Here is a 25,770-nt window from a genome sequence, read left to right as displayed (position 1 = left end):
ACGGGCCGCCGTCGTGCGCGCCGCGGTCACCTGCCGCTGCGCAGCCGCTCCTCACCGCTCTCGGTGCTCAACGCGATCTCCCGGATGAACACGATCACGGCCACCGCGACCACGCCGAGGACGGCGGAGACCGCGAAGATGCGGCCGGTGGCGTCGCCGTAGGAGACCCGGATCAGCGCCTGGACCGCCGGCGGCGCGTCGGCCAGGCTGGACAGCCCCACCTCGCCGGACGCCGCGGCCTGCTCGGCCCCCGGGACGCCGGCCAGGCCCTCGGCGATCAGGGCACCGACCCGGTTGCTGAGCACGGCGCCGAGGACCGAGACGCCGATCGTGCCACCGAGGCTGCGGAAGAACGCCACCGCGGAGCTCGCCGCGCCCAGGTCACGGGCGGCGACGGTGTTCTGCACGGCCAGCACCAGGTTCTGCATCGTCATGCCGATGCCGACGCCCAGGACGAAGAGGAAGACGCCCAGGAGGGTCATGTCCGTCTCGTGGTCGATGGTCGACAGCAGCCCGAAGCCGATGACCACGAGCACCGACCCCGCGACCAGGTAGGCCTTCCACCTGCCGTAGCGGGTGATGAGGATGCCCGACACCGTGGAGGACAGCAGCAGACCGGCGACCATCGGGATGGTCAGCAGGCCGGCCGCCGTCGGCGAGTAGCCGCGGGAGATCTGCAGGTACTGGCCGAGGAAGACCGAGGAGCCGAACATCGCGACACCGATGGCGATGCTCGCGATGATCGCCAGCGTCGTCGTCCGGTCACGGAACAGCCGCAGGGGCACGATCGGCTCGGGGTGGCGCAGCTCGGTGACGACGAAGGCCACGACGGCCAGCACGCCGCCGGAGAGGAACAGCGCCGTCTCGACCGACCACCACGGGAACGTGCCGCCGGCGAGCGTGACCCAGATGAGCAGCGCCGAGACGCCGGCGGTCAGGAACGTCGCACCGAGGTGGTCGATGCGCACGCGGCGCCTGGTGACCGGCAGGTGCAGCGTGCGCTGCAGCAGGACCAGCGCCACGACGGCGAAGGGGACGCCGACGTAGAAGACCGACCGCCAGCCCAGCCAGCTCGTGTCCACGAGGACGCCGCCGATCAGCGGGCCGCCGACGGTGGCCACCGCCATGACCGCGCCGATGAGGCCGGAGTACCGGCCGCGCTCGCGGGGGCTGATCATCGCGGCCATCGCGATCTGCACGAGCGCCTGGACGCCGCCGAGGCCGAGGCCCTGCAGCACACGCCAGGCGATGAGGGTGTCCACCGACTGGGACAGGCCGGCCAGCATCGAGCCGACGATGAAGACCACGATCGAGATCTGGATCAGCAGCTTCTTGCTGAACAGGTCGGCGAGCTTGCCCCAGATCGGCGTCGAGGCGGTCGAGGCCAGCAGCGTCGCGGTGACGACCCAGGTGTACTGCCCCTGGGTGCCGCGCAGCTCGGTGATGATCGTGGGCAGGGCGTTGGAGACGACGGTCGAGGACAGGAACGCCACGAACATCGCCAGCAACATGCCGGAGAGCGCGGAGAGGATCTGACGGTGCGTCATCCCGCCCTGCTGCTCGACGGGGGCGACGCCGTCCGGGGCGAAGCGGCCCGGGGCGACGGGGGCGACGCCGTCCGGGGCGACGGGGCCCGGGGCGACGGCCGCCGCGACGCGGGGCTCGAGGGTGCTGGTCACGGTGCTCCTGGGCGGTCCGGTGCGGGAGGGGGAGGGCGAGGCGGGGTCGCTCCCGAGGCGGGAGGCGGTCACGAGGCGACCCGGGCGAGGCCCGCGGCGGTGGAGGCGTCGAGGTCTGTCGCGAGCCGCTCCAGCAGGTCGCTGAGCAGCCGGGCGTCGGGCTCGTCCCAGCCGGCGAGGGCGCTCTCGGCCCACTCGGAGCGCAGCGCGCGCGTACCGGCGAGAGCGGCCTCCCCGGTCTCGGTCACGCCCACGAGGCCGGCCCTCCCGTCGGCCGGGTCGGGCCTGCGGGCCACGTACCCGGACCGCTCGAGGACGGCCAGCTGGCGGCTGACCACGGAGACGTCCACGCCGGCCCGGGCGGCCAGGGCACTGCAGCGCTGCTCACCGTCCCGCTGGAGGGGGACGAGCAGCGCCCAGCCGTAGGAGGGGAGGCCGCCGTAGAGGGCGTCGGCGGCCCGGACGCCGAGGTGGCGCCCGCTCCGGACGATGCGCGCGACGCCGGCGGTGAGCCGGTCGCGCGTCTGAGGGTGATGGGCACGGGGGTTCCTCGCCACGATGTTGCTTGCAGACTGCAACCATACGTCTGCTTGGTTGTTGTCTGCAACCGTTGTGGCGTAGGAGACCCCCGCCGACGCACCAGGTCAGCAGGGGTCCGCGGGGCGGATCGGTGTCAGCGGCGCGGGGCCGCCGGTCAGCGGGAGGAGGCGCCGTCCGCGGGGTCCGCGACGACGTTGCCGTCCCGGGCCTCGCCCAGGCGGTTGAGGCGGCCGAGCAGGTCGCCGAGCGTCGCGATGTCGTCGACCGGCCAGTCGGAGAGATCGGCCTCCCAGCGGGCCCGCCGGGCGTCACGGATGCGGCTCAGCCGGGCGGCGCCCTCCGGCGAGGTGCGCAGCACCTGGGCGCGGCCGTCGGCGGGGTCGGGCTCACGGGTGACCAGGCCGAGGTCGACGAGGGAGCCGATCTGGCGGCTCACCGTGCTCTTGTCCAGCCCGAGGCGGGCCACCAGGTCACTGGCGCGCAGCGGCCCGGCGTCCTCCAGGAGGACCAGCAGCCCGTAGGCCGCGCCGTCCAGGTCCGGGTGCAGCTCCCGGGACAGCCGCGCCGACATGGCGCGGGACCGGCGCAGCAGCAGCGCGATCTCCCGCTCCACGTGGACGATCGCCTCGTGCGCGCTGACGTCGCTCACCGCTGCTGCCCGGGGCGCCAGACGACCAGCGCCGAGGTGGAGGGGCGCAGCGGGACCAGGTCACCGCCGTAGCCGGCGCGGACGGCGGACTCGGCGGCGATCCGGCGGGTCTCGGACACCTCGAGCTCGCTCAACAGCTCCTGCACCCGGTGCCGCAGCGCCTCCACCTGCGACTCGAGGTCGATGATCCGCTTGATGCCGGCCAGGTTCACGCCGTCCTCCTGCGAGAGGCGCTGGACCTCCCGGAGGAGGGCGACGTCACGCGGGCTGTACCGGCGGCCGCCGCCGGGCGTGCGTCCGGGGCTGACCAGGCCCAGCCGGTCGTACTGGCGCAGCGTCTGGGCGTGCATGCCGGCGAGCTCGGCGGCGACCGAGATGACGAAGACAGGGGCGTCCTCGGCGACCGCGCGCCCGGCGTCCTGCCGTTCCCGGCCGTCGGCTGCGGCGGTCACTTCGCACTCCCCTGGACGGCGGCGGTGATCCGCGGCCGTGGGTCACCCAGTTCGGCGTCGAGCACCTTGACCGCCTCCTGCGCGGCGGGGCTGAGCCGCTTGGGCACCGCGACCTCGACGGTGACCAGCAGGTCACCGGCGCGGCCCTTGCCCGGCACGCCCCGGCCCCGCACCCGCAGCGTCTGGCCGCTGGCCGTGCCCGCCGGGACCTTGAGGGAGACGTTGCCGTCCAGCGTCGGGACGGTCAGCGTCGTCCCCAGGGCGGCCTCGGCGTAGGTGACCGGTACGGTGAGCGTGAGGTCGTTGCCCTTTCGGCCGAACAGCTCGTGCTCGGAGACGTGGACGACGACGTACAGGTCACCGGCCGGGCCACCGCGCCGTCCCGGCGCGCCCTTGCCCGCGAGCCGGATCCGCTGGCCGTCCTTGACCCCGGCCGGGATGCGGACGGTGATGGTGCGGGTCTGCGTGGTCACGCCGTTGCCCGCGCAGGTCGGGCACGGGTCGTCGACCACCTGGCCGGTGCCGCGGCAGTTGCGGCACGGCTCGGAGAAGGCGAACGCGCCCTGGCTGCGGCTGGTGACGCCGGCCCCCTGGCACACCGGGCAGGTGTGCGGCGAGGTGCCGGGCTTCGCCCCGCTGCCGTGGCAGGTCGGGCAGGTGCCCGGGCTCTGCATGCGCAGCGGCACCGTCACGCCGAGGACGGCCTCCTCGAACGAGAGCGTCGCCTCGGTCTCGACGTCCTGGCCGCGGGCGGGACCGGACGCCGCCTGGCTGCGCGCCCGCGCGGAGCCCGTTCCCGCGCTGCCGCCGAACAGGCCGCCGAAGAGGTCCCCGAGCCCGCCGGCGCCACCGGCGCGGCCGGCACCGCCGGCCCCGCCGAACAGGTCGCCGAGGTCGAACGGCTGACCGGCGCCGCCCCCGCCGGGGAAGCCCCCGGGGAAGCCGGCGCGCGCGCCGGCGCCGCCGGCCCCGAACAGGCGGCGGGCCTCGTCGTACTCGGCCCGCCGCTTGGTGTCCGACAGCACGTCGTAGGCCTCGGAGACCTCCTTGAACCGGGCCTCGGCCTCGGCGTTGCCCGGGTTCTTGTCCGGGTGGAGGTCGCGCGCCAGCTGGCGGTAGGCCCTCTTGATCGCGGCCGCGTCGGCGTCCTGGGCGACGCCGAGAGCGGCGTAGTAGTCCTTCTCGATGAAGTCCCGGGTGCTCATCGGGCGCCCCCTCTCTGCCTCAGTCGGACGCCGGGGCGCCGTCGCCCGGCGGCGTCACGGCCTCGGCGACCCCACCGTCGCCCGGGACGGCCGGGCTCTCCGGGTCGGTGACCGCGACCATCGCCGTCCGCAGCACGCGGTCGCCGCGACGGAACCCCTGCCGCAGGACGGTGGTGGCGGTCGGCACCTGCACCTCGGCCGAGGTGTCGTGCATGACGGCCTCGTGCAGTGAGGGGTCGAACGGGTCGCCGGACACGCCGAACGCCTCCACGCCGAGCCCGTCGAGCAGGCCCAGGACGCGGTCGGCGACGACCTTGAAGGCACCGGTCAGGTCGCCGTGGTCGCGTGCCCGCTCGATGTCGTCGACGATCGGGAACAACTGGGCCGCGAACCGCTCGGCGGCCTGGTCGACCACGAGCTGACGGTCCCGTTCCACCCGGCGGCGGTAGTTGGCGTACTCCGCGGTGACCCGCTGGAGGTCCTCGGTCCGCTCCGCCAGCTGGCGGCCCAGGTCGTCGTCCCCCGCCACCGGCTGCTGCTCGGCGACGGCCTCGTGCTCGCTCATGTGCTCCCCTTGCGCCGTCCAGCTCTGCGCTGGACCGGGCGCGGTCCGGTCCGGAACGTCTGTGCCCGTGCGGGCGCCGGCCGGCTGCTCGCCGGCCGGCTCCCGCACGGTGCCGCTGATCGGGTCGATGCGCCGCTTGTCGCGGATGACGACCCGCGGCTCCTCTTCCCTCTCCGTCATCGGCGGTCGTTGTCCTCGTCGACGATCTCGGCGTCGACGACGTCGTCGTCGCCCGTCGTCGTACCGGACGCACCGGCGTCACCGGGGGTTCCCGCGCCGGCACCGGCGGCACCCGCGGCGCCCGCCTCGGCCTGCTGGGCGTACAGCGCCCCGCCGACCTCCTGCGAGACGCGGGCGACCTTCTCCTGCGCCGCCTTGATGGCCGCGATGTCCGAGCCGCCGAGGGCCGAGCGCAGCTCGGTGAGGGCCTCGCCGAGCTCCTCCTTCTTGTCGGCCGGGATCTTCTCGCCGTTCTCCGCCAGGAACTTCTCGGTCTGGTACTGGAGCGACTCGGCGAGGTTGCGGGTCTCGGCCTCCTCGCGGCGGCGCTTGTCCTCCTCCGCGTGGGCCTCGGCGTCCTTCATCATCCGCTCGATGTCGTCCTTCGGGAGGGCCGAGCCGCCGGTGATGGTCATCGACTGCTCCTTGCCCGTGCCGAGGTCCTTGGCCGACACGTGCACGATGCCGTTGGCGTCGATGTCGAAGGCCACCTCGATCTGCGGGACGCCGCGCGGCGCCGGGGGCAGCCCGGTCAGCTCGAACATGCCGAGCTTCTTGTTGTAGGCCGCCATCTCGCGCTCGCCCTGGAAGACCTGGATCTGCACCGACGGCTGGTTGTCGTCGGCCGTCGTGAAGATCTCCGAGCGCTTGGTCGGGATCGTGGTGTTGCGCTCGATGAGCTTGGTCATGATCCCGCCCTTGGTCTCGATGCCCAGGGACAGCGGGGTGACGTCGAGCAGCAGGACGTCCTTGACCTCACCGCGGAGGACGCCGGCCTGCAGCGCGGCGCCGACGGCGACGACCTCGTCCGGGTTGACGCCCTTGTTGGGCTCCTTGCCGCCGGTGAGCTCCTTGACCAGGTCGGTCACGGCCGGCATGCGGGTCGAGCCACCCACCAGGACGACGTGGTCGATCTCCCCGACGGAGATGCCGGCGTCCCGGATGGCCTGGTTGAACGGCGCGCGGGCGCGGTCGAGCAGGTCCTGGGTCATCCGCTGGAACTCGGCGCGGGTGATCGTGACGTCGAGGTGCAGCGGGCCCTCGGCGCCGGCGGTGATGTAGGGCAGGTTGACGTTGGTCGACTGGGCGCCCGACAGCTCGATCTTGGCCTTCTCGGCGGCCTCGCGGAGCCGCTGCATGGCCAGCTTGTCCTTGGACAGGTCGATGCCGTTGGAGGCGTTGAAGGTCTTGACCAGGTGGTCGACGACCTTCTGGTCCCAGTCGTCGCCACCGAGGTGGTTGTCACCCGCGGTGGCCTTCACCTCGATGACGCCCTCGCCGATCTCCAGCAGGGAGACGTCGAACGTGCCACCACCGAGGTCGAAGACGAGGATCGTCTGCTCGGTCTCGCCCTTGTCCAGGCCGTAGGCCAGCGCGGCCGCGGTCGGCTCGTTGACGATCCGCAGGACGTTGAGGCCGGCGATCTCACCGGCCTCCTTGGTGGCCTGGCGCTGCGCGTCCTCGAAGTAGGCCGGCACGGTGATGACCGCGTCGGTCACCGGCTCGCCCAGGTAGGTCTCGGCGTCCCGCTTGAGCTTCTGCAGGATGCGCGCGGAGATCTCCTGCGGCGTGTACCTCTTGCCGTCGATCTCGGGCGTCTTCCAGTCGGTGCCCATGTGCCGCTTGACGGAGCGGATGGTGCGGTCGACGTTGGTGACCGCCTGGTTCTTCGCCGACTGGCCGACGAGGACCTCGCCGTTCTTGGCGAACGCGACGACCGACGGCGTGGTGCGCGAACCCTCGGAGTTGGCGATGACCGTCGGCTCGCCGCCCTCCAGGACGGTGACGACGGAGTTGGTGGTGCCGAGGTCGATACCGACCGCTCGAGCCATGGAGATGGCCTCTCTTCCGTGTGTACCGGGTGGTTCTGGTCCGTCTGCAGGAGCCGAGTGCCCACCTTGCGCGGGGTCCACTCAACTTTCCTGCCCACCCTAACGGCAGTCCGGACGGAACTGTTCCCGGGGGGACGGTGCGCCGCCCCGCGGCCCGGCTGCGCCCCGCCCTGCGAGGTCGCGGGGCCTGCGGCAGGGGTTACCGGCGAGTAGCCTGCGCGATCGACAGCTATCGTGCGACCCGTGCGGGCAGTGGTGCCCGCGGTGGTCCGCCGCCGGCTCGGCCGAGCTGGTGCGGGCGGCGGCGAGCACCCTCGCGCCGTCCCGGCGGGCGGGGGATCGAACGACGTCGTGAGGCGTCCGGGAGGGAAATCGATGGGTCCCTTGCAGATCGTCCTGGGGACGATCAGCGTCGTCTTCCTGGTCGTCGCGGTCGTCTTCGCCTACCGGGCGGTGCGCGCGATGATCCGGATCATCAGGACCGGGCAGCCCGACGCCACGCGGGCCCGTCCCGTCGGCCCGCGGCTCAAGACCCTGGTCGTGGAGTCCCTGGGGCACACCCGGATGCTCAAGTGGTCGGCGATCGGCGTGGCCCACTGGTTCGTGTTCGTCGGCTTCTACGGCCTCTTCCTCACCCTGGTCGAGGCCTTCGGCGAGGTCTGGGACCCGGCCTTCCACCTGCCGCTGATCGGCGAGTGGAGCCTGTGGAACCTCTTCGTCGACGTCATCGGCACCGGCACCGTGCTCGGCATCCTCTACCTGATCGTCCGGCGCCAGCTCGACCACCCGCGGCGCCAGGGGCGGGCCAGCCGCTTCGCCGGCTCCAACGAGGGCCGCGGCTACTTCGTCGAGGCGATCGTCCTCATCGTCGGCCTCTGCATCCTGGGCATCCGGGCGGCCAAGATCGCCGCGGGCCTGGTCGAGGCCCCGACGTGGTCGCACCCGGTGTCCAGTGCGCTGTCGGCACTGCTCCCCAGCAGCCCCGACCTGGTCAGCGTCATCGCCTTCGTGAAGATCGTCGCCTCGCTGGTCTGGCTGGTCGTCGTCTCCCGGCTGCTCAACATGGGCGTCGCCTGGCACCGGTTCAGCGCCTTCTTCAACATCTACTTCAAGCGGGAGGGCACCAGCGGAGCCCCGGCGCTCGGCCCGCTGCTGCCGATGACCTCCGGTGGCGAGCCGATCGACTTCGAGGACCCCGACGAGGACGCGGTCTTCGGTCGCGGCAAGATCGAGGACTTCACCTGGAAGGGGATGCTCGACTTCACCACCTGCACCGAGTGCGGGCGGTGCCAGAGCCAGTGCCCGGCGTGGAACACGGGCAAGCCGCTCAGCCCCAAGATGGTGATCATGGACCTGCGGGACCACCTGTACGCGAAGGCCCCGTACCTGCTGGGTGAGAAGACCGCGAGCGAGACCGCGCCGGACTACGACATCCTCAAGCCCAGCGACGAGCAGGTCTGGGCGTCCGGGTACGCCCGCATCGAGGGGACCAACGACGCCCAGGCGCACCGCCCGCTGGTCGGCACCCTCGAGGAGGGCGGGGTCATCGACCCCGACGTCCTGTGGAGCTGCACCAACTGCGGGGCCTGCGTCGAGCAGTGCCCGGTCGACATCGAGCACATCGACCACATCGACGACATGCGGCGCTACCAGGTGCTCATCGAGTCGAACTTCCCCTCCGAGGCCGGCGTGATGCTGCGCAACCTGGAGAACCGCGGCAACCCGTGGGGCGTGCAGGCCGGCACCCGCGAGGACTGGATCAAGGAGATGGACTTCGAGGTCCGGATGGCCGACGGGCCGCTGGACTACGACGTCGAGTACCTGTTCTGGGTCGGCTGCGCCGGCGCCATCGACGACCGCGCCAAGAAGGTCACCAAGGCCGTCGCCGAGCTGCTGCACACCGCCGGCGTCGAGTTCGCCGTCCTCGGCTCCGGGGAGACCTGCTCGGGCGACCCGGCCCGTCGCATGGGCAACGAGTTCGTCTTCCAGGTGCTCGCCCAGGAGAACGTCGCCACGCTGGACGGCGTCTTCGAGGGGCGGGTGCCCGGGATGCGCAAGATCGTCACGACCTGCCCGCACTGCTTCAACTCGCTGGGCCGGGAGTACCCGCAGGTCGGCGGCCACTACGAGGTCGTCCACCACACGCAGCTGCTCGGCCAGCTGGTGGAGGAGGGCCGGCTGACGCCGGTCACGCCGGTCGACCGCAAGGTGACCTACCACGACCCGTGCTTCCTCGGCCGGCACAACAAGGTCTACACGCCGCCGCGCGAGATCCTCGACTCCGTCCAGGGCCTCAGCACCCAGGAGATGCACCGCTGCAAGGACCGCGGCTTCTGCTGCGGCGCCGGCGGTGCCCGCATGTGGATGGAGGAGAAGATCGGCAAGCGGATCAACATGGAGCGCACCGAGGAGGCACTCGACCTCGACCCCGACGTCATCTCCACCGCGTGCCCGTTCTGCATCACGATGCTCAGCGACGCGCTGACCACCAAGAAGCAGAACGGTGAGGCGGGTGAGCACGTCGAGGTGCTCGACGTCAGCCAGATCCTGCTGCGCTCCCTCGCGCCGGTCGGCGCGCCGGGCACGGAGTCCGGTGCCGACGTCGGCACGGAGGCCGACGACGTGGTCGGCCTGGACTCGGCCAACACCGAGCACGGCCCGCAGTAGGAGGACCCCCTCGCCCCCACCGCTCGCGAGCTCGCGGCGGGCCCGGCGAGGCGGCCGAGCACCACGACGGCGCGCGTTCCCCCGGGGAGCGCGCGCCGTCCTCGTCTCCGGTCGGCTGGGGAACCGTGGTCCGGCCGGCGTGCTGGGCTCACACCCCGCGCGCCTGCGCCGCCAGCCACTCGTAGCCCTTCCACAGCATCGGGTCCTGGCGGCGGGCCCGCTCCCACGCGACGAACTGCTCCGTCACCGACCAGGTGCGCGCGATGTTCGCGCCCCATCCCTCGAGCAGGACGTCCACGGGCACGATGTCCCGCTCGGCCAGCAACCCGGCGGCAGACCAGGTCGAGCAGACGTGACGCGCCGCCTCCACCTCCGCCGCGGTCCAGTCCTGCACAGAGGAGCCCGCCCGTGCGACGGCCGCGTACAGGGTGCGACCGTCGGCCCGCGCCGCCTCGCTCTGCAGGAAGGCCCACAGCTGCAGCACGTTCGCCCCACCGCCCCCGTACCGCGCCAGCCGCACCTGCTGGGCCGCGAAGACCAGCGCGGTCGCCGCGACGACCAGGGCCACGGTCTGGATCACGTTGGCCCATGCAGCACTCGACATGCACCCAGATCCTCGTCGTCGGCCCGGACCGGCGGGAGGGACCGGAGCACGAGAGGTCGTTGCAGGGCGAAACGACCCGGGCGCGACCGGACGGGCCCACCGGGGGACCATCGTCCGGTGACACGCAGCGCCGCACCCGCTCCCACCGCCGTCCCGACCGCCGGGGAGCACCGCCGCGGGCTGCTGCTCATCGGGACGGCGATCGTCCTCACCGGCTTCAACCTGCGCACCGCCGTGAACAGCATCGGGCCGGTGCTGGAGGAGATCGAGCAGGGCCTGGGCATCTCCAGCGGGATGGCCGGGCTGGTCACCACCATGCCGGTGCTGTGCTTCGCGGCGATCGGGTTCGCAGGGCCGCCGCTGGCCGCCCGGTTCCGTGACGGCCACGTGCTCGCCGGCGCGCTGCTGGCCATGGCCGCCGGCCTGGTCGTGCGCGCGGTCGCCGGGAGCTTCTGGCTGTTCCTCGTCGGCACCGTGCTGGCGATGGTCGGCGGTGCGCTCGGCAACGTGCTGCTGCCCAGCCTGGTCAAGCGGTACTTCCCGACCCGCACGGGCCTGCTCGTGGGGGCCTACAGCATGTCCATGGCCGCCGGCGGTGCCGTCGCCTCCATCTCCGCGGCACCGATCGCCGCCGCCGCCGGCGCCGACGGCTGGCGCTGGGCGCTGGGCTGGTGGGCGGTGCTCGCGCTGCTCGCCGCGCTGCCCTGGCTGGCGGTGCCCGCCCGCCCCGGCGCGTCCCGGGACGCCGCACGGCGAGCCCGCACCGCGGTGCGGATGCGCTCGCTGGTGCGCAGCCCGATGGCCGTGGCCCTGGCGGTCTTCTTCGGCGCCCAGTCGATGCAGGCCTACGTCCTGATCGGGTGGACGGCGCAGTACCTGCGGGACTCCGGGGTCAGCGCGGCCGCCGCCGGCCTGCTGCTAGGGGTCAACACCATCGTCGTCATCCCGTTGAACGCGATCGTCCCGGTGCTCACCGTGCGCCAGCACCTGCAGCGCCCCCTGCTGGCCGGCTTCGGGGTCTGCTACGTCGCGGGCTGGGTGGGCCTGATGCTCGCCCCGCGCACCGTGCCGTGGCTGTGGATGAGCCTGCTCGCCCTCGGCATGGGCACCTTCGCCATGGTGCTCACGCTGATCGGCATGCGCGCCCGGACGCCGGAGACGACGGCAGCGCTGTCCACCGTCGTCCAGGGGTGGGGGTACCTCATGGCCGGAGCCGGACCGCTGCTGGTCGGCGTCCTGCGGGGCACCACCGGCGGGTACACCGGCATGTTCGCCGTCGTCCTCACCGGGGTGGCCGTGCTCATGGTCACCGGCTGGCTGGTGTCGCGACCGCGCTTCGTCGACGACGAGGTGCGCGGCTGGTCATCGACCGCCCACCACGGGGACGTCGTGGAGGTGGCCGGGACGGAGCCGCCGGTCACCGTCCACGTCACGGAGCCGGACGACGGGTCTCGGCGCGGGTGAAGTTGCGGAACGACCGGGACGGCGTCGGGCCGCGCTGGTCCTGGTAGCGGGAGCCGTAGACCGCCGAGCCGTACGGGTGCTCGGCCGGGCTGCTCAGCCGGAACAGGCACAGCTGGCCGATCTTCATGCCCGGCCACAGCGTGATCGGCAGGTTGGCCACGTTGGACAGCTCCAGCGTGATGTGGCCGCTGAACCCCGGGTCCACGAATCCGGCGGTGGAGTGGGTGAGCAGGCCCAGCCGGCCCAGTGAGCTCTTGCCCTCCAGCCGGGCGGCGAGGTCGTCGGGGATGGAGACCACCTCGAGCGTCGAGCCGAGGACGAACTCCCCGGGGTGCAGCACGAACGGCTCGTCGCCCTCGGGCTCGACGAGGGTGGTCAGGTCGTCCTGCTGCTGCGCCGGGTCGATGTGGGTGTACCGGGCGTTGTTGAAGACCCGGAAGAAACGGTCCAGCCGGACGTCGATGCTCGAGGGCTGGACCAGGGCCTTGTCGTACGGCTCGATGCCGAGCCGCCCCTCGGCGACGGCAGCCGTGATGTCGCGGTCGGACAGCAGCATGCGCCGGAGTCTAGGGAGGTCCTCCCACTCACCATTCCGGGCGAACCGGAACGGCCGGGTCTCAAGCCCTCCACGCGGGACGTCGTTGGCGTCCCGCAGGCCCTCGCGGGGCCGTCGTGGTCGGGGTCGTCCCGGCAGGGAGTGGAGTGGACGTGCGCAGTCTGATCAGGAGGCGGGGGCTGGCGGTCGTCCTCGCGGCTGCCGCGGTCGCCGGGTACGCCGGTGCCGCGGCCGTGACCGCGCTGGCGGAGCCGGCCGTCGCGGTGGCCGGCGACCACGGCCCCGACGACGGCCTGAGCCGTTACGTGGTCACCGCCGATGCCGGTGTCAGCACCGAGGACCTCGTGGTCGCCCTGGACGTGGCCGGCGACGTGGTCGACGTCCAGGCGCTGAGCGACGGCCGGGCCCTGGTCGCGACCGAGGGACTGGCCCCGCACCACCTCGAGGCCCTGCCCGGGGTGGCCGATGCCGAGTACTCACCTCCGGTGCCGGTCCTGGGTGACGTCACCGACCCGTACTGGTCGTCCTACGGCTGGAACCTCGAGAACACCGGCACCAACGCCTACAACCAGGCGATCACCGCCGACGTCGACGTCGACGCCACCACCGGCTGGGGAGGCGGGACCGGGCGCGGCATGATCGTCGCGGTCACCGACACCGGCTTCGACTCCGACCACCCGGACCTCGTCGGCTCGCTGTGGACCAACCCTGCCGAGGACTGCGGCTCGGTCGACCGGGACGGCAACGGCAAGGCGGGTGACTGCCACGGCTGGAACTTCGTCACCGACTCCGCCGACATCGACAACGGTGCCGGCGGCACGCACGGGACCAGCGTCGCCGCGGTCGTGGGCGCCCGCGCCGGCAACGGTGAGGGGACGGCCGGCGTCGCCCCCGACGTCCAGATCATGCCGCTGGTCATCGGCACGGGGGACGGTGTCGACGCCTTCCTCGGCGCCGAGGCGATCCGGTACGCCGCGGACCACGGCGCGGCCGCGGTCAACGCCTCGTGGGGTGGCCAGTTCACCGGTTCGGCGCTGACCGCGGTGCGAGACGCCATCGACTACGCCGAGTCCAAGGGCGTCGTCGTGGTGGCGGCGTCGGGCAACGACGCCGGCAACCGCGACACCGCGCCGCTGTACCCGGCCAGTTACACCAACAGCAACCTCATCACCGTGGGGTCGCACACCGCCTCGGACACCGTCACCCCCTCGTCGGCCTACGGCGCCACGTCGGTGGACCTGTTCGCCCCCGGCAACCTCGTCTTCACCGCGTGGAACGACGGCGGCTACCGGCTGGTGGGCGGGACGTCCATCGCCGCTCCGCACGTCGCTGCGGCGGTCGCGCTCTACCGCGCCCGGATGCCCGATGCCACCGCCGACGAGATCAAGGCGGCCCTCCTCGACGACGTCGAGCCGGTGCCCGCCTACGCCGGGAAGTCGGTGACCGGCGGTCGCCTGTCCCTCACGGGGCTGGCCGAGGCCCCGTCGGACCGGGTCGACTACCGGTTCACCTCCATGACCGCCCCGGCCGGCGTGGTGACCCCGCGGGTCGCCGCCACCGGCAGCGCGGGCAGCGGCGACTACGCGGTCACCCTCGGCCTGGGCATGGAGTACCAGGGGGAGGTCTGGGCCGTCGCGGACGCCGAGCTCACCGTGGGCGGCACCACCGTGACCACCGACGACAGCGGGACGGCCCGCTTCGCACTGGGCACCGCCGCCGGCCCGGGCGCCCTGGCCCTCTCCCCCTCGGTGGAGCTGGGTGACGGCCGCTACGTGCTCACGGTGCAGCTGGAGAAGGACGGCGCTCCGCTCGGGGCCTCCGTCGCCGCCCCGCTGCTGGTGGGTTCGGCAGTGACCACGCCGCCCAGCACCCCCGGCACCCCCGACACCGGCGGCAGCGGGCCCGGCAGTGGCGGCACCCCGCCCGGTGGTGGCGGCAGCACCCCCGGCACCCCGGGCACGCCCGGCTCCCCGAGCACGCCCGGCACGGGGGGCACCTCGCCCGGCACCGGCGACACCCCGCCCGGTGGCGACCCCGGCGACCCCGACACCCCGCCCGGTGGCGGCGGCAGCACCCCCGGCACGCCCCGCACCCCCAACAGCCCGAGCACGCCCGGCACGGGGGGCACCTCGCCCGGCACCGGCGACACCCCGCCCGGTGGCGGCCCCGGCGACCCCGGCACCCCGGGCACGCCCGGCACAGGGGGCACCACGCCCGGCACCGGCGGCACCACGCCCGGCACCGGGAACGGTGGTGGCGACGACGGAGGCGAGGTCACGTTCCCGGAGGTGGGTCCGTTCGGGATCACCTCACTCAGCCCGGCGCGGGTCGGCACGGCCGGCGGGGAGACGGTCACCATCCGCGGCACCGCGCTCCCGGACGGCGCCCGGGTGCGCGTCGGGGACTCCGCGACCGCGGTGGTCCTCCGCGTCTCGGCCGACCAGCTGCAGTTCCGGGCCCCGGCCCGGGCGGCCGGGAGCTACGACGTGCACGTCTTCGCCCCCGACGGCCGGCAGTCGGTCCTCGGGTCGGCGCTGACCTACGTCGCCGCCGGCACCGGGGACACGGTCCCGGGGGGCAGCACGCCCGACGGCCCCGGCACCGAGCCCGGTGGCACGCCCCCCGGCGGGAGCACCCCCGGTGGCAGCACGCCCGGCGGCACCACCCCGGGCGGGTCGGGCACCGGCGGCACCGTGCGGCCGGACGTCGTCACCGGACCCGCAGGTCAGCGGCTGGTGCGCAACGCCCGCTTCGACGGGCTCCGCGGGATCTGGTCGACCGACTGCTCGGTGTCCTGCACCGGCGTGGTGATCTGATCCCGCCGACCCCTCCCGCGCCCCGCCCCGGACACCCGTCCGGGGCGCGGGCGCGCCCCGGCCCACCGGCGGGGAGCGCACGTCCCGCGCCGACGAGCACGTCGTCTCCGGGACCGACCTGCGCGGGATCGCCGCCGCCGTCGACGGCTCGGCCTCCACGGGCGCCGGCGCCGGGGACACCACGGGGCTGTCGCAGACGGCCGAGCGGCTGCGCTCGGAGGCGACCGGGTTCCTCGCCGAGAAGCGCCGCTGACGGAGGGGTACCGTTCCTGCCGGTCGTCCTGCTGACCGGGCGACCGGCGCACGAGCCACCGCGTCGGCGCAACCGTAGAAGACCGGAGTCGGAGGTGTGCGTGCACGCCGGCGCCGGCACGGACCTCCCCACGGGCCCCGGGGACGCGGAGCTGTTCCGCGACGGCGGCGAGAACGGCCGGCTCATGGCCGTGATGGACTGGTCGAGCACCCCGCTGGGCCCGGTCTCCGGCTGGCCGGCGAGCCTGCGGCACGTGGTGCGCACGGTGCTGGCCTCGCGCTTCCCGATGATCCTCACCTGGGGCCGGGAGTACACCCAGATCTACAACGACGCCTACGCCGAGCTCATCGGCGCCAAGCACCCCGGCGCGATCGGGAACGACCTCCGGGTCACCCTCGCCGAGGGGTGGCCCGCGCTGCAGGGTCCCGTCGAGCACGCGATGACCACGCGCGAGCCGTCGTGGATCCCGCAACTGCTCCTCCTCCTCGAGCGGGCCGGCTACCGCGAGGAGACCTACTTCACCGTCTCCCACGCGCCGGCCTACGGCGACGACGGCGAGGTCGCCGGCATGCACGCGGTGTGCACCGAGGTCACCCGCCAGGTCCTGGCCGAGCGGCGGCAGCGCCTGCTGCACGACGTCGCCGGCTCCGGGGGGCTGGGCGACGAGCTGGCCACGGTGGCGGAGATGACCGCCACGCTGGCCGGTGCCCCCCTCGACGTCCCGTTCGCCGCGGTCTACCTCGCCGGGCCCGACGGCGGGGGCCTGCGGCGGGCGGCCGCCGTGGGGTGCGACCCCGCCCTGTTCCCCGAGGCGGCCGCCTCCGCCGCGGAGCTGCTCCCTGCCGAGGTGGAGCGGCTGGGCGTCACCGGCGGGCCCTGGGGCGACCCGGTCACCAGCGCCGTCGTGCTGCCCCTGGCCGGCGCCCCGGGTGGCGACGAGGTGGGCGCGCTCGTGGTGGGCGTCAGCCCGAACCGGGCCCTGGACGAGGAGTACCGCTCGTTCCACGAGCTGCTCGCCGGCCAGTTCGCCGGCGCGGTCCTCAACGCCCGCGCCTACGCCGCCGAGCGCTCGCGCGCCGAGGCGCTGGCCGAGCTCGACCAGGCCAAGACGACGTTCTTCGCCAACGTCAGCCACGAGCTGCGCACGCCGTTGACGCTCCTGCTCGCCCCCATCGGCGACGTCCTGGCCGGCCCCGACCTGCCGCCGTCCGCACGCGACCAGCTCACCCTCGCGCTGCGCAACGGCCAGCGGCTGCAGGGCCTGGTCAACGACCTGCTGGAGTTCGTCAGCATCGAGGCCGGCCGCACCTCCGCCGTCCGGGTGGAGACCGACCTCGCCGCCCTCACCACGGAGCTGGCCGGCGTGCTGCGCGCAGCGTCCGAGCGGGCGGGGCTGCGGCTGACGGTGGACTGCCCACCGCTGGGGCGTCCGGCGTTCGTGGACCCCCGGATGTGGGAGAAGGTCGTCCTCAACCTCCTCGCCAACGCCCTGAAGTACACCTTCGTCGGCAGCATCGACGTCCGCCTGCGGGCCGACGGCGACACGATCACGCTGCGGGTGTCCGACACCGGCGTGGGCATCCCGGCCGAGGAGCTGCCGCACCTGTTCGAGCGGTTCCACCGGGTCGCCGGCTCCCCCGCCCGCAGCCGGGAGGGCACCGGGCTGGGGCTGGCGTTGGTCCGCGAGCTGGCGGGGCTCCACGGCGGCACGGTCACGGTGGCCAGCGAGCCCGGGGTCGGCAGCACCTTCACCGTCACCGTGCCCTTCGGCGCCCCGGACGCCGTCGCCGACGGGCCGGCCGCGCCGTCGGAGGCCACCCGTCGTGCCGCCCTCACCCCGTGGGACGACGACCTCGCCCGGACCGCCCCCGAGCCGGTCACCGCGCCCGGCGGCAGCGTGCTGGTCGTGGACGACAACGCCGACATGCGGGCCTACCTCACCCGGCTGCTGGCCCCGCACTGGACGGTCCGGACGGCGACCAACGGGCGGGAGGCCCTGGACAGCGTCGCCGCGGCCCGGCCCGACGTCGTGCTGACCGACGTGATGATGCCGGCGCTGGACGGGTTCGGGCTGCTCCGGGCGTTGCGCGCCGATCCCCTGACCCGGACGGTGCCGGTGGTCATGCTCACCGCGCGCGCCGGTCAGGAGGCCGCCGTCGAGGGCTTCGACGCCGGGGTCGACGACTACCTGCCCAAGCCGTTCGAGTCCGCGGAGCTCGTCGCGCGGCTCCGGGCCGTGCTCCACCGCGGCGCGCGGACCGGCAGCGACGCCCAGCCGCCGCCTCCCTCCGGTGGGACTGCGGGCCCGACCGCGTGTCCCGCGCCCGCCGGGCCGCCGGCGCCCCGCCTGCCGATGACCTCCGCTGTGCCGACCCGCGCCACCGCGGCCCCCTCCGGCACGGTCACCGGCCACTGGCGGTTCCCCGCGACGAGCTCGTCGGTCCCCGCGCTGCGCCGCCGGCTGCGGGCGCTGTTCGTCGAGGCCCGCCACGACGAGGAACGGGCCTACGACCTCGTGCTGGCCACCTGCGAGGCGGCGACCAACGCCGTCGAGCACGCGCAGGACCCGACCGAGCCGTTCATCGACGTCGCGGCCGAGGTGGTCGACGGGCGGGTGGAGATCGCCGTCCGGGACCACGGCCGGTGGCGTGAGCGGGTGCCGAGCATGGACCGCGGCCGCGGCTCGGTGCTCATGAGCGCGGTCGGCGAGGTCACCGCCACCCCCAGTCCGGCCGGGACGACGGTGGTCATCCGCTCGTCCTGAGATGAGAGCCGTCTCATCCGGTTCTCACGGTCCTCCCATCCGGACGCGGCACCGTCGTCGTCGTGCCCCCTCCGCCCACAGCTCCCCGCGGTGCCCCCGCACGGCGACTCCTACGAGGACACCTGCTGTCCGACGACGGTCGGGTCGTCGGCCTGCTCGCCGACGGCACCGCGGGGCGGGGGCGCTGCACCGGCGACACGGCGGCGCCGACGGCCCGATGGCGGACGGCGGCGGGAACACCCTCGTCGGGGGACCCCGCTCCCCTCGTGCGGCGCCCTCCGGGTAAGCTCTGGGGCGTCCCGCGGGTGTAGTTCAATGGCAGAACATCAGCTTCCCAAGCTGACAGTGCGAGTTCGATTCTCGTCACCCGCTCTCATCGCCCCGCGCGGGGCCGCTCCGGCGGGCCGACGTCCGTGTCCGGCCCGGAGGCCCTCATCCCCTTCCCTGCGCTCGTCGCCCGCCTGCGCGCGGCCGGCTGCGTGTTCGCCGAGGACGAGGCGACCGCCCTGCTGTCCGCGACGCCCGACCCGGTCGCGCTCGAGGCGCTCGTCGCGCGGCGGGTGGCCGGGGAGCCGCTGGAGACGGTGCTCGGCTGGGCGGAGTTCTGCGGACTGCGCGTCGCCGTCGAGCCCGGCGTGTTCGTGCCGCGCCGCCGGACCGGGCTGCTCGTCGACGAGGCGGTCGCCCTGCTCCGCGAGATCCCCCGGCCGGTCGTGGTGGACCTCTGCTGCGGCACCGGCGCCGTGGGTGCGGCCGTCGCCGCCGCGGTGGGGCCGGTCGAGCTGCACGCCGCCGACGTCGACCCGGCCGCGGTCCGCTGCGCCACGCGCAACCTCGCGACCGCCGGCGGCCGGGTGCACCCGGGTGATCTCTACGACGCCCTCCCCGCCGACCTCCGGGGCCGGGTGGACCTGCTCGCGGCCAACGCCCCCTACGTGCCGACCGGGGCGATCGCGCTGATGCCCCCGGAGGCCCGCGACCACGAGCCCCGCACCGCCCTGGACGGCGGCCCCGACGGGGTGGACCTGCAGCGCCGGGTGGCCGCGGGCGCGCGTCGCTGGCTGGTCCCCGGCGGCGCGCTGCTGATCGAGACCAGCCGGGGGCAGGCACCGCTGACCGCGGCCGCCGTCACGGCCAACGGCCTGGCGGCTTCGGTCGTGCACGACGGGGACCGGGACGCCACCGTCGTCGTCGGCACCGCGCCCCACGCGGGGCTGGCGTAGTCGTTGCATCACTCTGCGCAGTGGCGCGCATGTCCTCGAACCGGAACGGGTCCGTCACTCCCCGACCTGGGCGGACACGGGCCCTTGGGCCCTGCCGCGGGGCGGGACGGGACGGACACGATGCCCCGCATGACCGACGCGCACCGGCTCAGCAGCGGGCCGGACGAGCAGGACACGGGCGGGGTCGCCCGGCGGTCGGACGACGACGTGCGCGTACTGGGGGACGACGACATGCCGGGTGGCGCCCTGCCGGAGGAGACCGACGACGCGAGGCCGGCGGTCGAGCCCACGCGGCTGACGCCGTTGCTGCCGCGACGGCAGCACCCCTGGCTCGTGGTCGACGTCGACGGCTCCGCGGCCGGCTACGGGGCCCTGGTCTGGGCCCTGCGTGAGGCCGCCCGGCGGGAGGCCACCGTGGTGGCGGTGAGCGTCCTCGACGAGACCGACTCCGACCCCCTGGCCGGGCTGGGACGGCGCGACTCGGCCGCGGCCCTCGAACGCCTGGAGGCCCTCGTGCTGCGCGCCATCGCCGAGACCGGGGTGGCGGGGCGCACCCGCACCGCGGTGCTCGAGCGGCCGGTGTTCGAGGCGCTCACCGGCGCGGCCCGCGGCGCCGACCTCGTCGTCGTCGGCGCGCACGGCAAGACGCTGCTGCGCCCGGCGGTGCCCCGTCCGCACCCGCGGCGCCTGGCCCGCGGGGCGTGAGCGGAGATCTCCGCCGCACTCCAGCCAGCCCTCCCCAGACCCTCGACGGCCGGGCCGTGACCCCGCCCGGCGCCGAGGGTCCCGAGGTGCCGGCCCCCGTGCCGGTGCTCGCCGCCGGCGTGCGGGCGGCCGCACACAGCGACCACCTCGAGGCCGCGCTGCAGGGCGTCGTCAGCGCGGCGGTCCAGCACGTGGGCGCGACCTTCGGCGCCGTGGGCGTGCTCGACCGGCAGGGCACCGGCATCGAGCGGTTCGTGGTCGTCGGCATGGACGCCGAGGTGCGCGAGCGCATCGGGCGGCTGCCGACCGGTGAGGGCGTCCTGGGGCTGATGACCGGGGCCTCCGGCGCGCTGCGGCTCGACGACCTGACGACGCACCCGGCGTCGGTCGGCTTCCCGCCCGGGCACCCCCCGATGCACAGCTTCATGGGGGTGCCGATCCGGGTGGCCGGCCGGGCGTTCGGGATCCTGTACCTGACGGAGAAGCGCCCCGAGGGGCCGTTCACCGACGCCGACGAGAGAGTGGCGCAGGCGCTCGTCGCGACGGCGGCGCTGGCCGTCGAGAACGCCCTCCGGGTGGAGCGCGCCGAGCACCGGCGAGCCTGGGCACAGGCCGGCAGCGGCATCGCCACCGCCCTGCTCTCCGGCGCCGACCCCGACACCGTGCTCCGCGCCATCGCCGAGCGGGTCGCCGCGCTGGCCGCGGCCGACGTCGCCGGGGTGCTGGTCCCCAGTGCGGACGACGACGAGGTCCTCACCGTCGTCTCCGCCGTCGGCCTCGACAGCGAGGACTTCGAGGGGGTCCAGCTGCCCCTGACCGACACCCAGCTGGGCGCCGCACACCGCTCCGGCGTCCCCCGCTTGATCGACGACGTGAGCGTGGCCGCCGTCGGGGGCCGGCGGGCGCCCGTGCTCGGGGAGGTCGCCGCCGGCTTCGGCCCGACCCTGTTCATCCCGCTCGGCGGCCGCCCGCCCCTGGGCACCGTGGTCGCGATACGGCGCAGGGGAGCCCCGCCTTTCGACCCCGACGCCCTGGAGCACGCCTCGGCGTTCGCCGCCCAGGCCGCCGTCGCGCTGCAGCTGGCCCGCAGCCAGCAGCGGGAGCGACGGCTGCAGGTGGAGGCCGACCGCGACCGGATCGCCCGGGACCTGCACGACCACGTCGTCCAGCGGATCTTCGCCACCGGTCTGGCCCTGGACCGGATCAGCCGCTCGCTGCAGGCCGACCACCCGGAGGCAGCGGCCCAGCTCGCCGAGCGGGTCGACGAGCTGGACGGGACCATCGCCCGCATCCGGTCGGCGATCTTCGAGCTGCACCAGCCGGAGGACGACTCACCGGACGCCGTCCGCACCCGCATCGCCGACGTCGTCCGGTCGATCACCGGCGGGCACGGGCTGCGCCCGGACGTCCGCCTGCGCGGTCTCGACGAGCTGCCCGGCAGCCTCGTGCCCGACGTCGTCGCCGTCGTCCGGGAGCTGGTCACCAACGTCGTCCGGCACGCCCGCGCCCGCCGGGTGACCGTGCTGGTCAGCGCGGGGGAGGACGTGCGCGTCGTGGTGACCGACGACGGCGTCGGGCTGCCCGCGGTGACGGTCCGCAGCGGGCTGACCAACCTCGCCGACCGCGCCGAGCGGCACGGCGGCCGGCTGGTCACGTCGGCCGGCCCGGCGGGGACGGAGATCCGCTGGACCGTGCCGCTGCCGGTGCGGAGCTGACCCGCGGGAGGCGCTGCTCAGCCGATCGGCCCGGGGCGGTCGCGCAGCTCGGTGGCGAGGATCGCGGCCTGCGTGCGGCGCTCCAGGCCCAGCTTGGCCAGCAGGTGACTGGTGTAGTTCTTCACCGTCTTCTCGGCCAGGCCCATCCGCTCCCCGATCTGCCGGTTGGTCAGGCCCTCGCCGATCAGTCGCAGCACGGTGCGCTCCTGCTCGGTGAGCACGGCCAGCCGGCGGTCGCGCTCCACCGGGCGGCTGCGGGCGACCACCGCGGCCCCGGCGTCCTGGTCGAACAGCGTCCCGCCGGCGGCGACGGTCCGGACCGCGGACACCAGCGCCGAGCCGCGCACCTGCTTGAGCAGGTAGCCGGCCGCGCCGGCGGCCACCGCGGCGGCGACCGCGTCGTCGTCGGAGTAGCTGGTCAGGACCAGGCACCGCTGGTCGGGGACGCGCTCGCGCAGCAGGCGGCAGACCTCGGCGCCGTCGCCGTCAGGGAGCCGCATGTCGACCACGGTGACGTCCGGCCGGACCGCCGGCACCCGGGCCAGGGCCTCCGCGACCGACCCGGCCTCACCCACCACGCGGATCTCCGGGTCCTCCTCGAGCAGCTCGGCCACCCCCCGCCGCACGACCTCGTGGTCGTCGACGAGGAACACCCGCACCTCGGCGCCTTCCCCCTCCACCCGACAGCCCCCTCCTGGAGTGATCCAGTTCACAGAGCCTAGTGGGTTCCGTTGTTCCTCCGCCGCATGCGCACACGGTCAGGCGGGCAGCAGCAGCGCGGCGTAGAGGGTCAGGCCCGGGCCGAACGCCATGGCCACCACCGGGCCGACGACGTCGCCCAGCTCCTCCAGCACGAGCAGCACCGTGGCCGACGAGCAGTTGCCGTGCTCGGCCAGCACCCGCCGGGAGGCCGCGAGCTGGACCTCGTCCAGGCCCAGCTCGTCGCGGACCACGTCGAGGATGCGCGGGCCGCCCGGGTGCACCGCCCATCCCGCGACGTCCTCCGCCCGCAGCCCGGCGCCGGTGAGCAACTCGTCGACGACGTCGCCGACGTGCCGGGCCAGGACGTCGGGCACCCGCGGCGACAGGCCCATGCGGAACCCGAGGTCGGTGACGTCCCAGGTCATGTGGTCGGCGGTGGAGGCGTCGGTCCGCGCCACGATGCCGGCCAGGCGGCGTCCGCGCCGGGCGCCGGGCTGGACCACGACCGCCGCCGCGGCATCGGAGAACAGGGCGTGCGCCACCACCTGCTCCAGATCGGCCTGCGCCGGCTGCACGTGCAGACTGGTCAGCTCGCAGCACAGCAGCACCGCCGGCCGGGACCGGGCCGTCACGAAGTCCGCGACGGCGGCCAGCCCGGGGATGGCGGCGTAGCAGCCCATGTGCCCGACCAGCAGCCGCTGCAGGCCCGGCGGCATGCCGAGGTCACCGGCCAGCCGGATGTCCAGGCCGGGTGTGGCGTACCCGGTGCAGGTGGCGACCGCGAACAGGCCGACGTCGCCCGGGGGCAGACCGGCGGCGTCCAGGGCGCCGGCCACCGCCTGCTTGCCGAGCGGGAGCGCCTCCTGCACGTAGCGCAGCATCCGGGCGCCGGTGCTCCAGCCGCTGAGGTCCTCGTCCAGCGGGTTGGCCACCGCGTGCCGGCGGCGCACCCCCGAGGAGCGGAAGATCCGCCGGGCCGCGCGCAGTCCGGCGTAGTGGTCGGCGAAGAAGCCGTCCCAGACGGCGTCCTGGTCGATCGTGGTGGGGAGGGCGGCCCCGGCGCCGGTGACCACGGCGGCACTCACCGGGCCACCTCGGCGACACCGTCGCGGGAGCCGTCCGCAGGGGCCCGCAGCGACTCACTCGCGGCTGCCGTTCCACGGGCGCACGGGCTCGGCGTCATGCGGGAACGGTACGGCTGAGCAGGGCGTCCCGCCGCATCAGCGCTTGCGCCCGTACCCGGCGAAGACCACCGCGGTGGAGCGGACGGGCTTCATCCGGACCGACGAGCGGCGGCCCAGCCGCCAGGCGACCGCCTCCCGCATCGAGGGGCGCAGTCCCACCAGCCGCAGGTCGAGCCCCAGGCGGTCGGCGGCCGACAGCAGCCGGCGGCGGTCCACGAACAGGGCCGGGTCGTGCAGTCCCGGCGGCGGGCCCCCGGGGAGCCGTTCGGCGACGGTCACCATGAGGAACCGTCCCAGGCGGGTCGCCGCGAGGGCGTCGATCACCAGGGTGCCCCCCGGCCGCAGCAGCCGGGCGCACTCGGCCAGCACCGCGACGTCGTCCTCGACGTGCTCGAGGATCTCGCCGGCGACGACGACGTCGGCACACCCGTCGGGCAGCGGGACGGCGTACACGGAGGCCTGCACCGCCAGGACACCGTGCTCACGCGCCAGCTCCAGCCCGCGCCGTCCCACGTCGACGCCCACGTGGACGTAGCCCAGCCGGGCGGCGTGCGGAGCCATGAGACCACCCCCGCAAGCGAGGTCGACCAGCACCGCACCGGGCGTCGGGGCCGGCGGGATGTGCTCGGCGCGCGAGGCGGCCAGCCAGTGCAGCGCGGCGAACCCGCCCGAGGCCTTCCACCACTCGTCGGCGAGCTCGTCGTACTGGCGGGGGTCGTTGCGGGGCAGGGCGCTCATGCGGGCATCTCACCGGCCCTTGAGCGGATCGTGTCCCCAGTTCATGAGCGAGTACCGCCACCGGGAGGTCTCGACGTCCTCCTGTGACGGCTCCTGCGCCAGGTGCCGTCGCACGTAGCCGTGCACCTTCCGCATGTGGGCGAGGTCGTCGTCGGTCAGGTCGGCCGCCTCGGTCCGCAGCAGCTCGACGATCCGGCGCCCGGAGGCGTGGCCGGTGGACTCGCCGCCGCCGTCCTTCTGCCCGACCGCCTGCGACTCGTCGGTGCCCAGCCACCGCTCGAGCTCCGCGGGCGTCATGTTCACCGCCTCGCCGAACTCGCGCCGGACGGTGTCGCGGTCCTCGGTCATGGGCCTGCCTCCGGGTGTCGGGTGCGTCCCCGCGCGGTACCGCAGCGGCGTGGCGGGGAAACGGGCGGACCGGACGCGGGAACGGGCGGACGTCCACGGGACCGCGCAACTCCGCGGCCAGACACCGGAGCAGGTGCTCGACCGCAACCTCGCCGAGCTGCTCCAGGAGCTGCGGGTGGCCATCACCGGGGTCCAGGTGCTGTTCGCGTTCCTGCTGACGCTGCCGTTCACGGTCCGCTTCGACGAGCAGGACCGGTTCGGCACGACGGTCTACACGGTCACCCTGCTCAGCACCGCGACGGCGATCCTGGTGCTGATCGCCCCGGTGTCGTTCCACCGCACGCTCTTCCGCCGGCGACGCAAGGCCGAGCTGGTGGCCTTCGCCGACCGGGCGCTGCTCGTCGGGCTGGGGCTGCTCCTGCTCGGCATCGCGAGCGCCGTGCTGCTCGTGCTGGACGTGGTGCTGGGCCGGTGGGCGGCCGCCGTCGGGTGCGCGCTCGTCGTCGGTGTCGGCGCGGTGTCCTGGTACGTGCTGCCGCTGCGCCACCGCCGGGCACCGGCCGAGGAAGCGGGGTCTGGTACGGCCGACCCCCCGTCGTCCCCGGAGGTGCGCCCGTGTCGGTGACCGTCGTCGGCAGCCTCAACGAGGACGTGCTGGTGCGCGTCGCACGCCTGCCGGGGCGCGGGGAGACCGTCATCGGTTCCGGCACCGCGCTGGCGCCCGGGGGCAAGGGGGCCAACCAGGCGGCCGCCGCGGGGCGGCTGGGCACGGGGGTGGTCATGGTCGGCCGGGGGGGGGGGGCCCCGGCCGGGGGGCGGGCGCTGGCGGCGCGGCACCGGGGCGGCGGCGACGAAGGCCCCCGGCTCCGCACAACACCCCCCCCCACCCC

General features: G+C 74.7%; 22 protein-coding genes and 1 tRNA gene. 10 read left to right on the top strand and 13 right to left on the bottom strand.

Features of this window, described 5'->3' with window-relative positions; genetic code table 11:
• Positions 1–26: 26 nt before the first annotated feature.
• From ACI78V_RS18495 to dnaK, 7 genes are all read right to left on the bottom strand, one after another.
• The gene (locus ACI78V_RS18495; RefSeq protein WP_456853375.1) at positions 27–1,679 is read right to left on the bottom strand and encodes an MDR family MFS transporter; all 1,653 of its coding nucleotides are present in this window, start codon (positions 1,677–1,679) and stop codon (positions 27–29) included.
• 68 nt (positions 1,680–1,747) lie between these two features.
• Entirely contained in the window at positions 1,748–2,257 is a 510-nt protein-coding gene (locus ACI78V_RS18490) for a MarR family winged helix-turn-helix transcriptional regulator (protein WP_456853373.1), read from the bottom strand.
• Positions 2,258–2,373: 116 nt separating this feature from the next.
• Positions 2,374–2,868: a MarR family winged helix-turn-helix transcriptional regulator gene (locus ACI78V_RS18485; protein ID WP_456853371.1), complete on the bottom strand. Its 495-nt coding sequence runs from the start codon at positions 2,866–2,868 to the stop codon at positions 2,374–2,376.
• Positions 2,865–3,320: a heat shock protein transcriptional repressor HspR gene (locus tag ACI78V_RS18480; RefSeq protein ID WP_456853369.1), complete on the bottom strand. Its 456-nt coding sequence runs from the start codon at positions 3,318–3,320 to the stop codon at positions 2,865–2,867. Before ACI78V_RS18480 ends, ACI78V_RS18485 begins: the two co-directional genes overlap by 4 nt.
• A complete protein-coding gene (dnaJ, locus tag ACI78V_RS18475; protein WP_456853367.1) occupies positions 3,317–4,525 on the bottom strand; it encodes a molecular chaperone DnaJ in 1,209 nt (402 codons plus the stop codon). The genes ACI78V_RS18480 and dnaJ overlap by 4 nt, the downstream gene beginning before the upstream one ends.
• Before the next feature lie 19 nt (positions 4,526–4,544).
• Entirely contained in the window at positions 4,545–5,270 is a 726-nt protein-coding gene (gene grpE / locus ACI78V_RS18470; protein WP_456853365.1) for a nucleotide exchange factor GrpE, read from the bottom strand.
• Positions 5,267–7,141: a molecular chaperone DnaK gene (gene dnaK / locus ACI78V_RS18465; protein WP_456853363.1), complete on the bottom strand. Its 1,875-nt coding sequence runs from the start codon at positions 7,139–7,141 to the stop codon at positions 5,267–5,269. Before dnaK ends, grpE begins: the two co-directional genes overlap by 4 nt.
• 375 nt (positions 7,142–7,516) lie before the next feature.
• On the opposite strand from dnaK, the gene ACI78V_RS18460 reads away from it, so the two are divergent.
• Complete coding sequence (locus tag ACI78V_RS18460) at positions 7,517–9,808, top strand: (Fe-S)-binding protein (RefSeq protein WP_456853362.1); 2,292 nt, start codon at positions 7,517–7,519, stop codon at positions 9,806–9,808.
• A 148-nt stretch (positions 9,809–9,956) separates the two neighbouring features.
• Here the strand turns inward: ACI78V_RS18460 and ACI78V_RS18455 are convergent, their stop codons facing one another.
• Positions 9,957–10,412: a DUF4760 domain-containing protein gene (locus ACI78V_RS18455; RefSeq protein WP_456853361.1), complete on the bottom strand. Its 456-nt coding sequence runs from the start codon at positions 10,410–10,412 to the stop codon at positions 9,957–9,959.
• Positions 10,413–10,529: 117 nt separating this feature from the next.
• Between ACI78V_RS18455 and ACI78V_RS18450 the strand changes: the two genes are divergently transcribed.
• Positions 10,530–11,876, top strand: coding sequence for an MFS transporter (locus ACI78V_RS18450; RefSeq protein ID WP_456853359.1), 1,347 nt, complete (start codon positions 10,530–10,532; stop codon positions 11,874–11,876).
• Here ACI78V_RS18450 and dcd read toward each other — a convergent pair.
• Entirely contained in the window at positions 11,842–12,432 is a 591-nt protein-coding gene (gene dcd, locus ACI78V_RS18445) for a dCTP deaminase (protein ID WP_456853357.1), read from the bottom strand. The genes ACI78V_RS18450 and dcd overlap by 35 nt on opposite strands.
• A 152-nt stretch (positions 12,433–12,584) precedes the next feature.
• Between dcd and ACI78V_RS18440 the strand changes: the two genes are divergently transcribed.
• The 6 genes from ACI78V_RS18440 (at position 12,585) to ACI78V_RS18415 (ending at position 21,908) form a co-directional block, all read left to right on the top strand.
• A complete protein-coding gene (locus tag ACI78V_RS18440; RefSeq protein WP_456853355.1) occupies positions 12,585–15,248 on the top strand; it encodes a S8 family serine peptidase in 2,664 nt (887 codons plus the stop codon).
• A gap of 353 nt (positions 15,249–15,601) precedes the next feature.
• Positions 15,602–18,265: an ATP-binding protein gene (locus ACI78V_RS18435; protein WP_456853353.1), complete on the top strand. Its 2,664-nt coding sequence runs from the start codon at positions 15,602–15,604 to the stop codon at positions 18,263–18,265.
• Positions 18,266–18,566: 301 nt separating this feature from the next.
• Positions 18,567–18,637: transfer RNA gene (locus ACI78V_RS18430), tRNA-Gly, on the top strand.
• 41 nt (positions 18,638–18,678) lie between these two features.
• Entirely contained in the window at positions 18,679–19,488 is an 810-nt protein-coding gene (locus ACI78V_RS18425; RefSeq protein WP_456853351.1) for a putative protein N(5)-glutamine methyltransferase, read from the top strand.
• Between the two features lie 129 nt (positions 19,489–19,617).
• Positions 19,618–20,193, top strand: coding sequence for a universal stress protein (locus ACI78V_RS18420; RefSeq protein ID WP_456853349.1), 576 nt, complete (start codon positions 19,618–19,620; stop codon positions 20,191–20,193).
• Positions 20,194–20,249: 56 nt separating this feature from the next.
• Positions 20,250–21,908, top strand: a complete 1,659-nt coding sequence (locus ACI78V_RS18415) for a GAF domain-containing protein (RefSeq protein WP_456853347.1) — start codon at positions 20,250–20,252, stop codon at positions 21,906–21,908.
• Between the two features lie 17 nt (positions 21,909–21,925).
• Here ACI78V_RS18415 and ACI78V_RS18410 read toward each other — a convergent pair whose 3' ends face one another.
• From ACI78V_RS18410 to ACI78V_RS18395, 4 genes are all read right to left on the bottom strand, one after another.
• Entirely contained in the window at positions 21,926–22,588 is a 663-nt protein-coding gene (locus tag ACI78V_RS18410; protein WP_456853346.1) for a response regulator, read from the bottom strand.
• A 78-nt stretch (positions 22,589–22,666) separates the two neighbouring features.
• Positions 22,667–23,695: a type III polyketide synthase gene (locus tag ACI78V_RS18405; RefSeq protein WP_456853344.1), complete on the bottom strand. Its 1,029-nt coding sequence runs from the start codon at positions 23,693–23,695 to the stop codon at positions 22,667–22,669.
• A 135-nt stretch (positions 23,696–23,830) separates the two neighbouring features.
• On the bottom strand, positions 23,831–24,532 hold the full coding sequence (locus tag ACI78V_RS18400) for a methyltransferase domain-containing protein (protein ID WP_456853342.1): 702 nt from the start codon (positions 24,530–24,532) through the stop codon (positions 23,831–23,833).
• Positions 24,533–24,541: 9 nt separating this feature from the next.
• Complete coding sequence (locus tag ACI78V_RS18395; protein WP_456853340.1) at positions 24,542–24,880, bottom strand: DUF3140 domain-containing protein; 339 nt, start codon at positions 24,878–24,880, stop codon at positions 24,542–24,544.
• 49 nt (positions 24,881–24,929) lie between these two features.
• On the opposite strand from ACI78V_RS18395, the gene ACI78V_RS18390 reads away from it, so the two are divergent.
• Entirely contained in the window at positions 24,930–25,505 is a 576-nt protein-coding gene (locus ACI78V_RS18390) for a DUF6328 family protein (protein WP_456853338.1), read from the top strand.
• Positions 25,496–25,770 (top strand): PfkB family carbohydrate kinase (locus ACI78V_RS18385; RefSeq protein WP_456853336.1); only part of this gene is annotated, 275 nt, incomplete at its 3' end. The genes ACI78V_RS18390 and ACI78V_RS18385, both read left to right, overlap by 10 nt.

The organism is Geodermatophilus sp. SYSU D00742 (assembly GCF_054049935.1).
The sequence above is the reverse complement of the archived record's forward strand: the minus strand, read 5'-3'. Positions and strand labels throughout refer to the sequence as shown.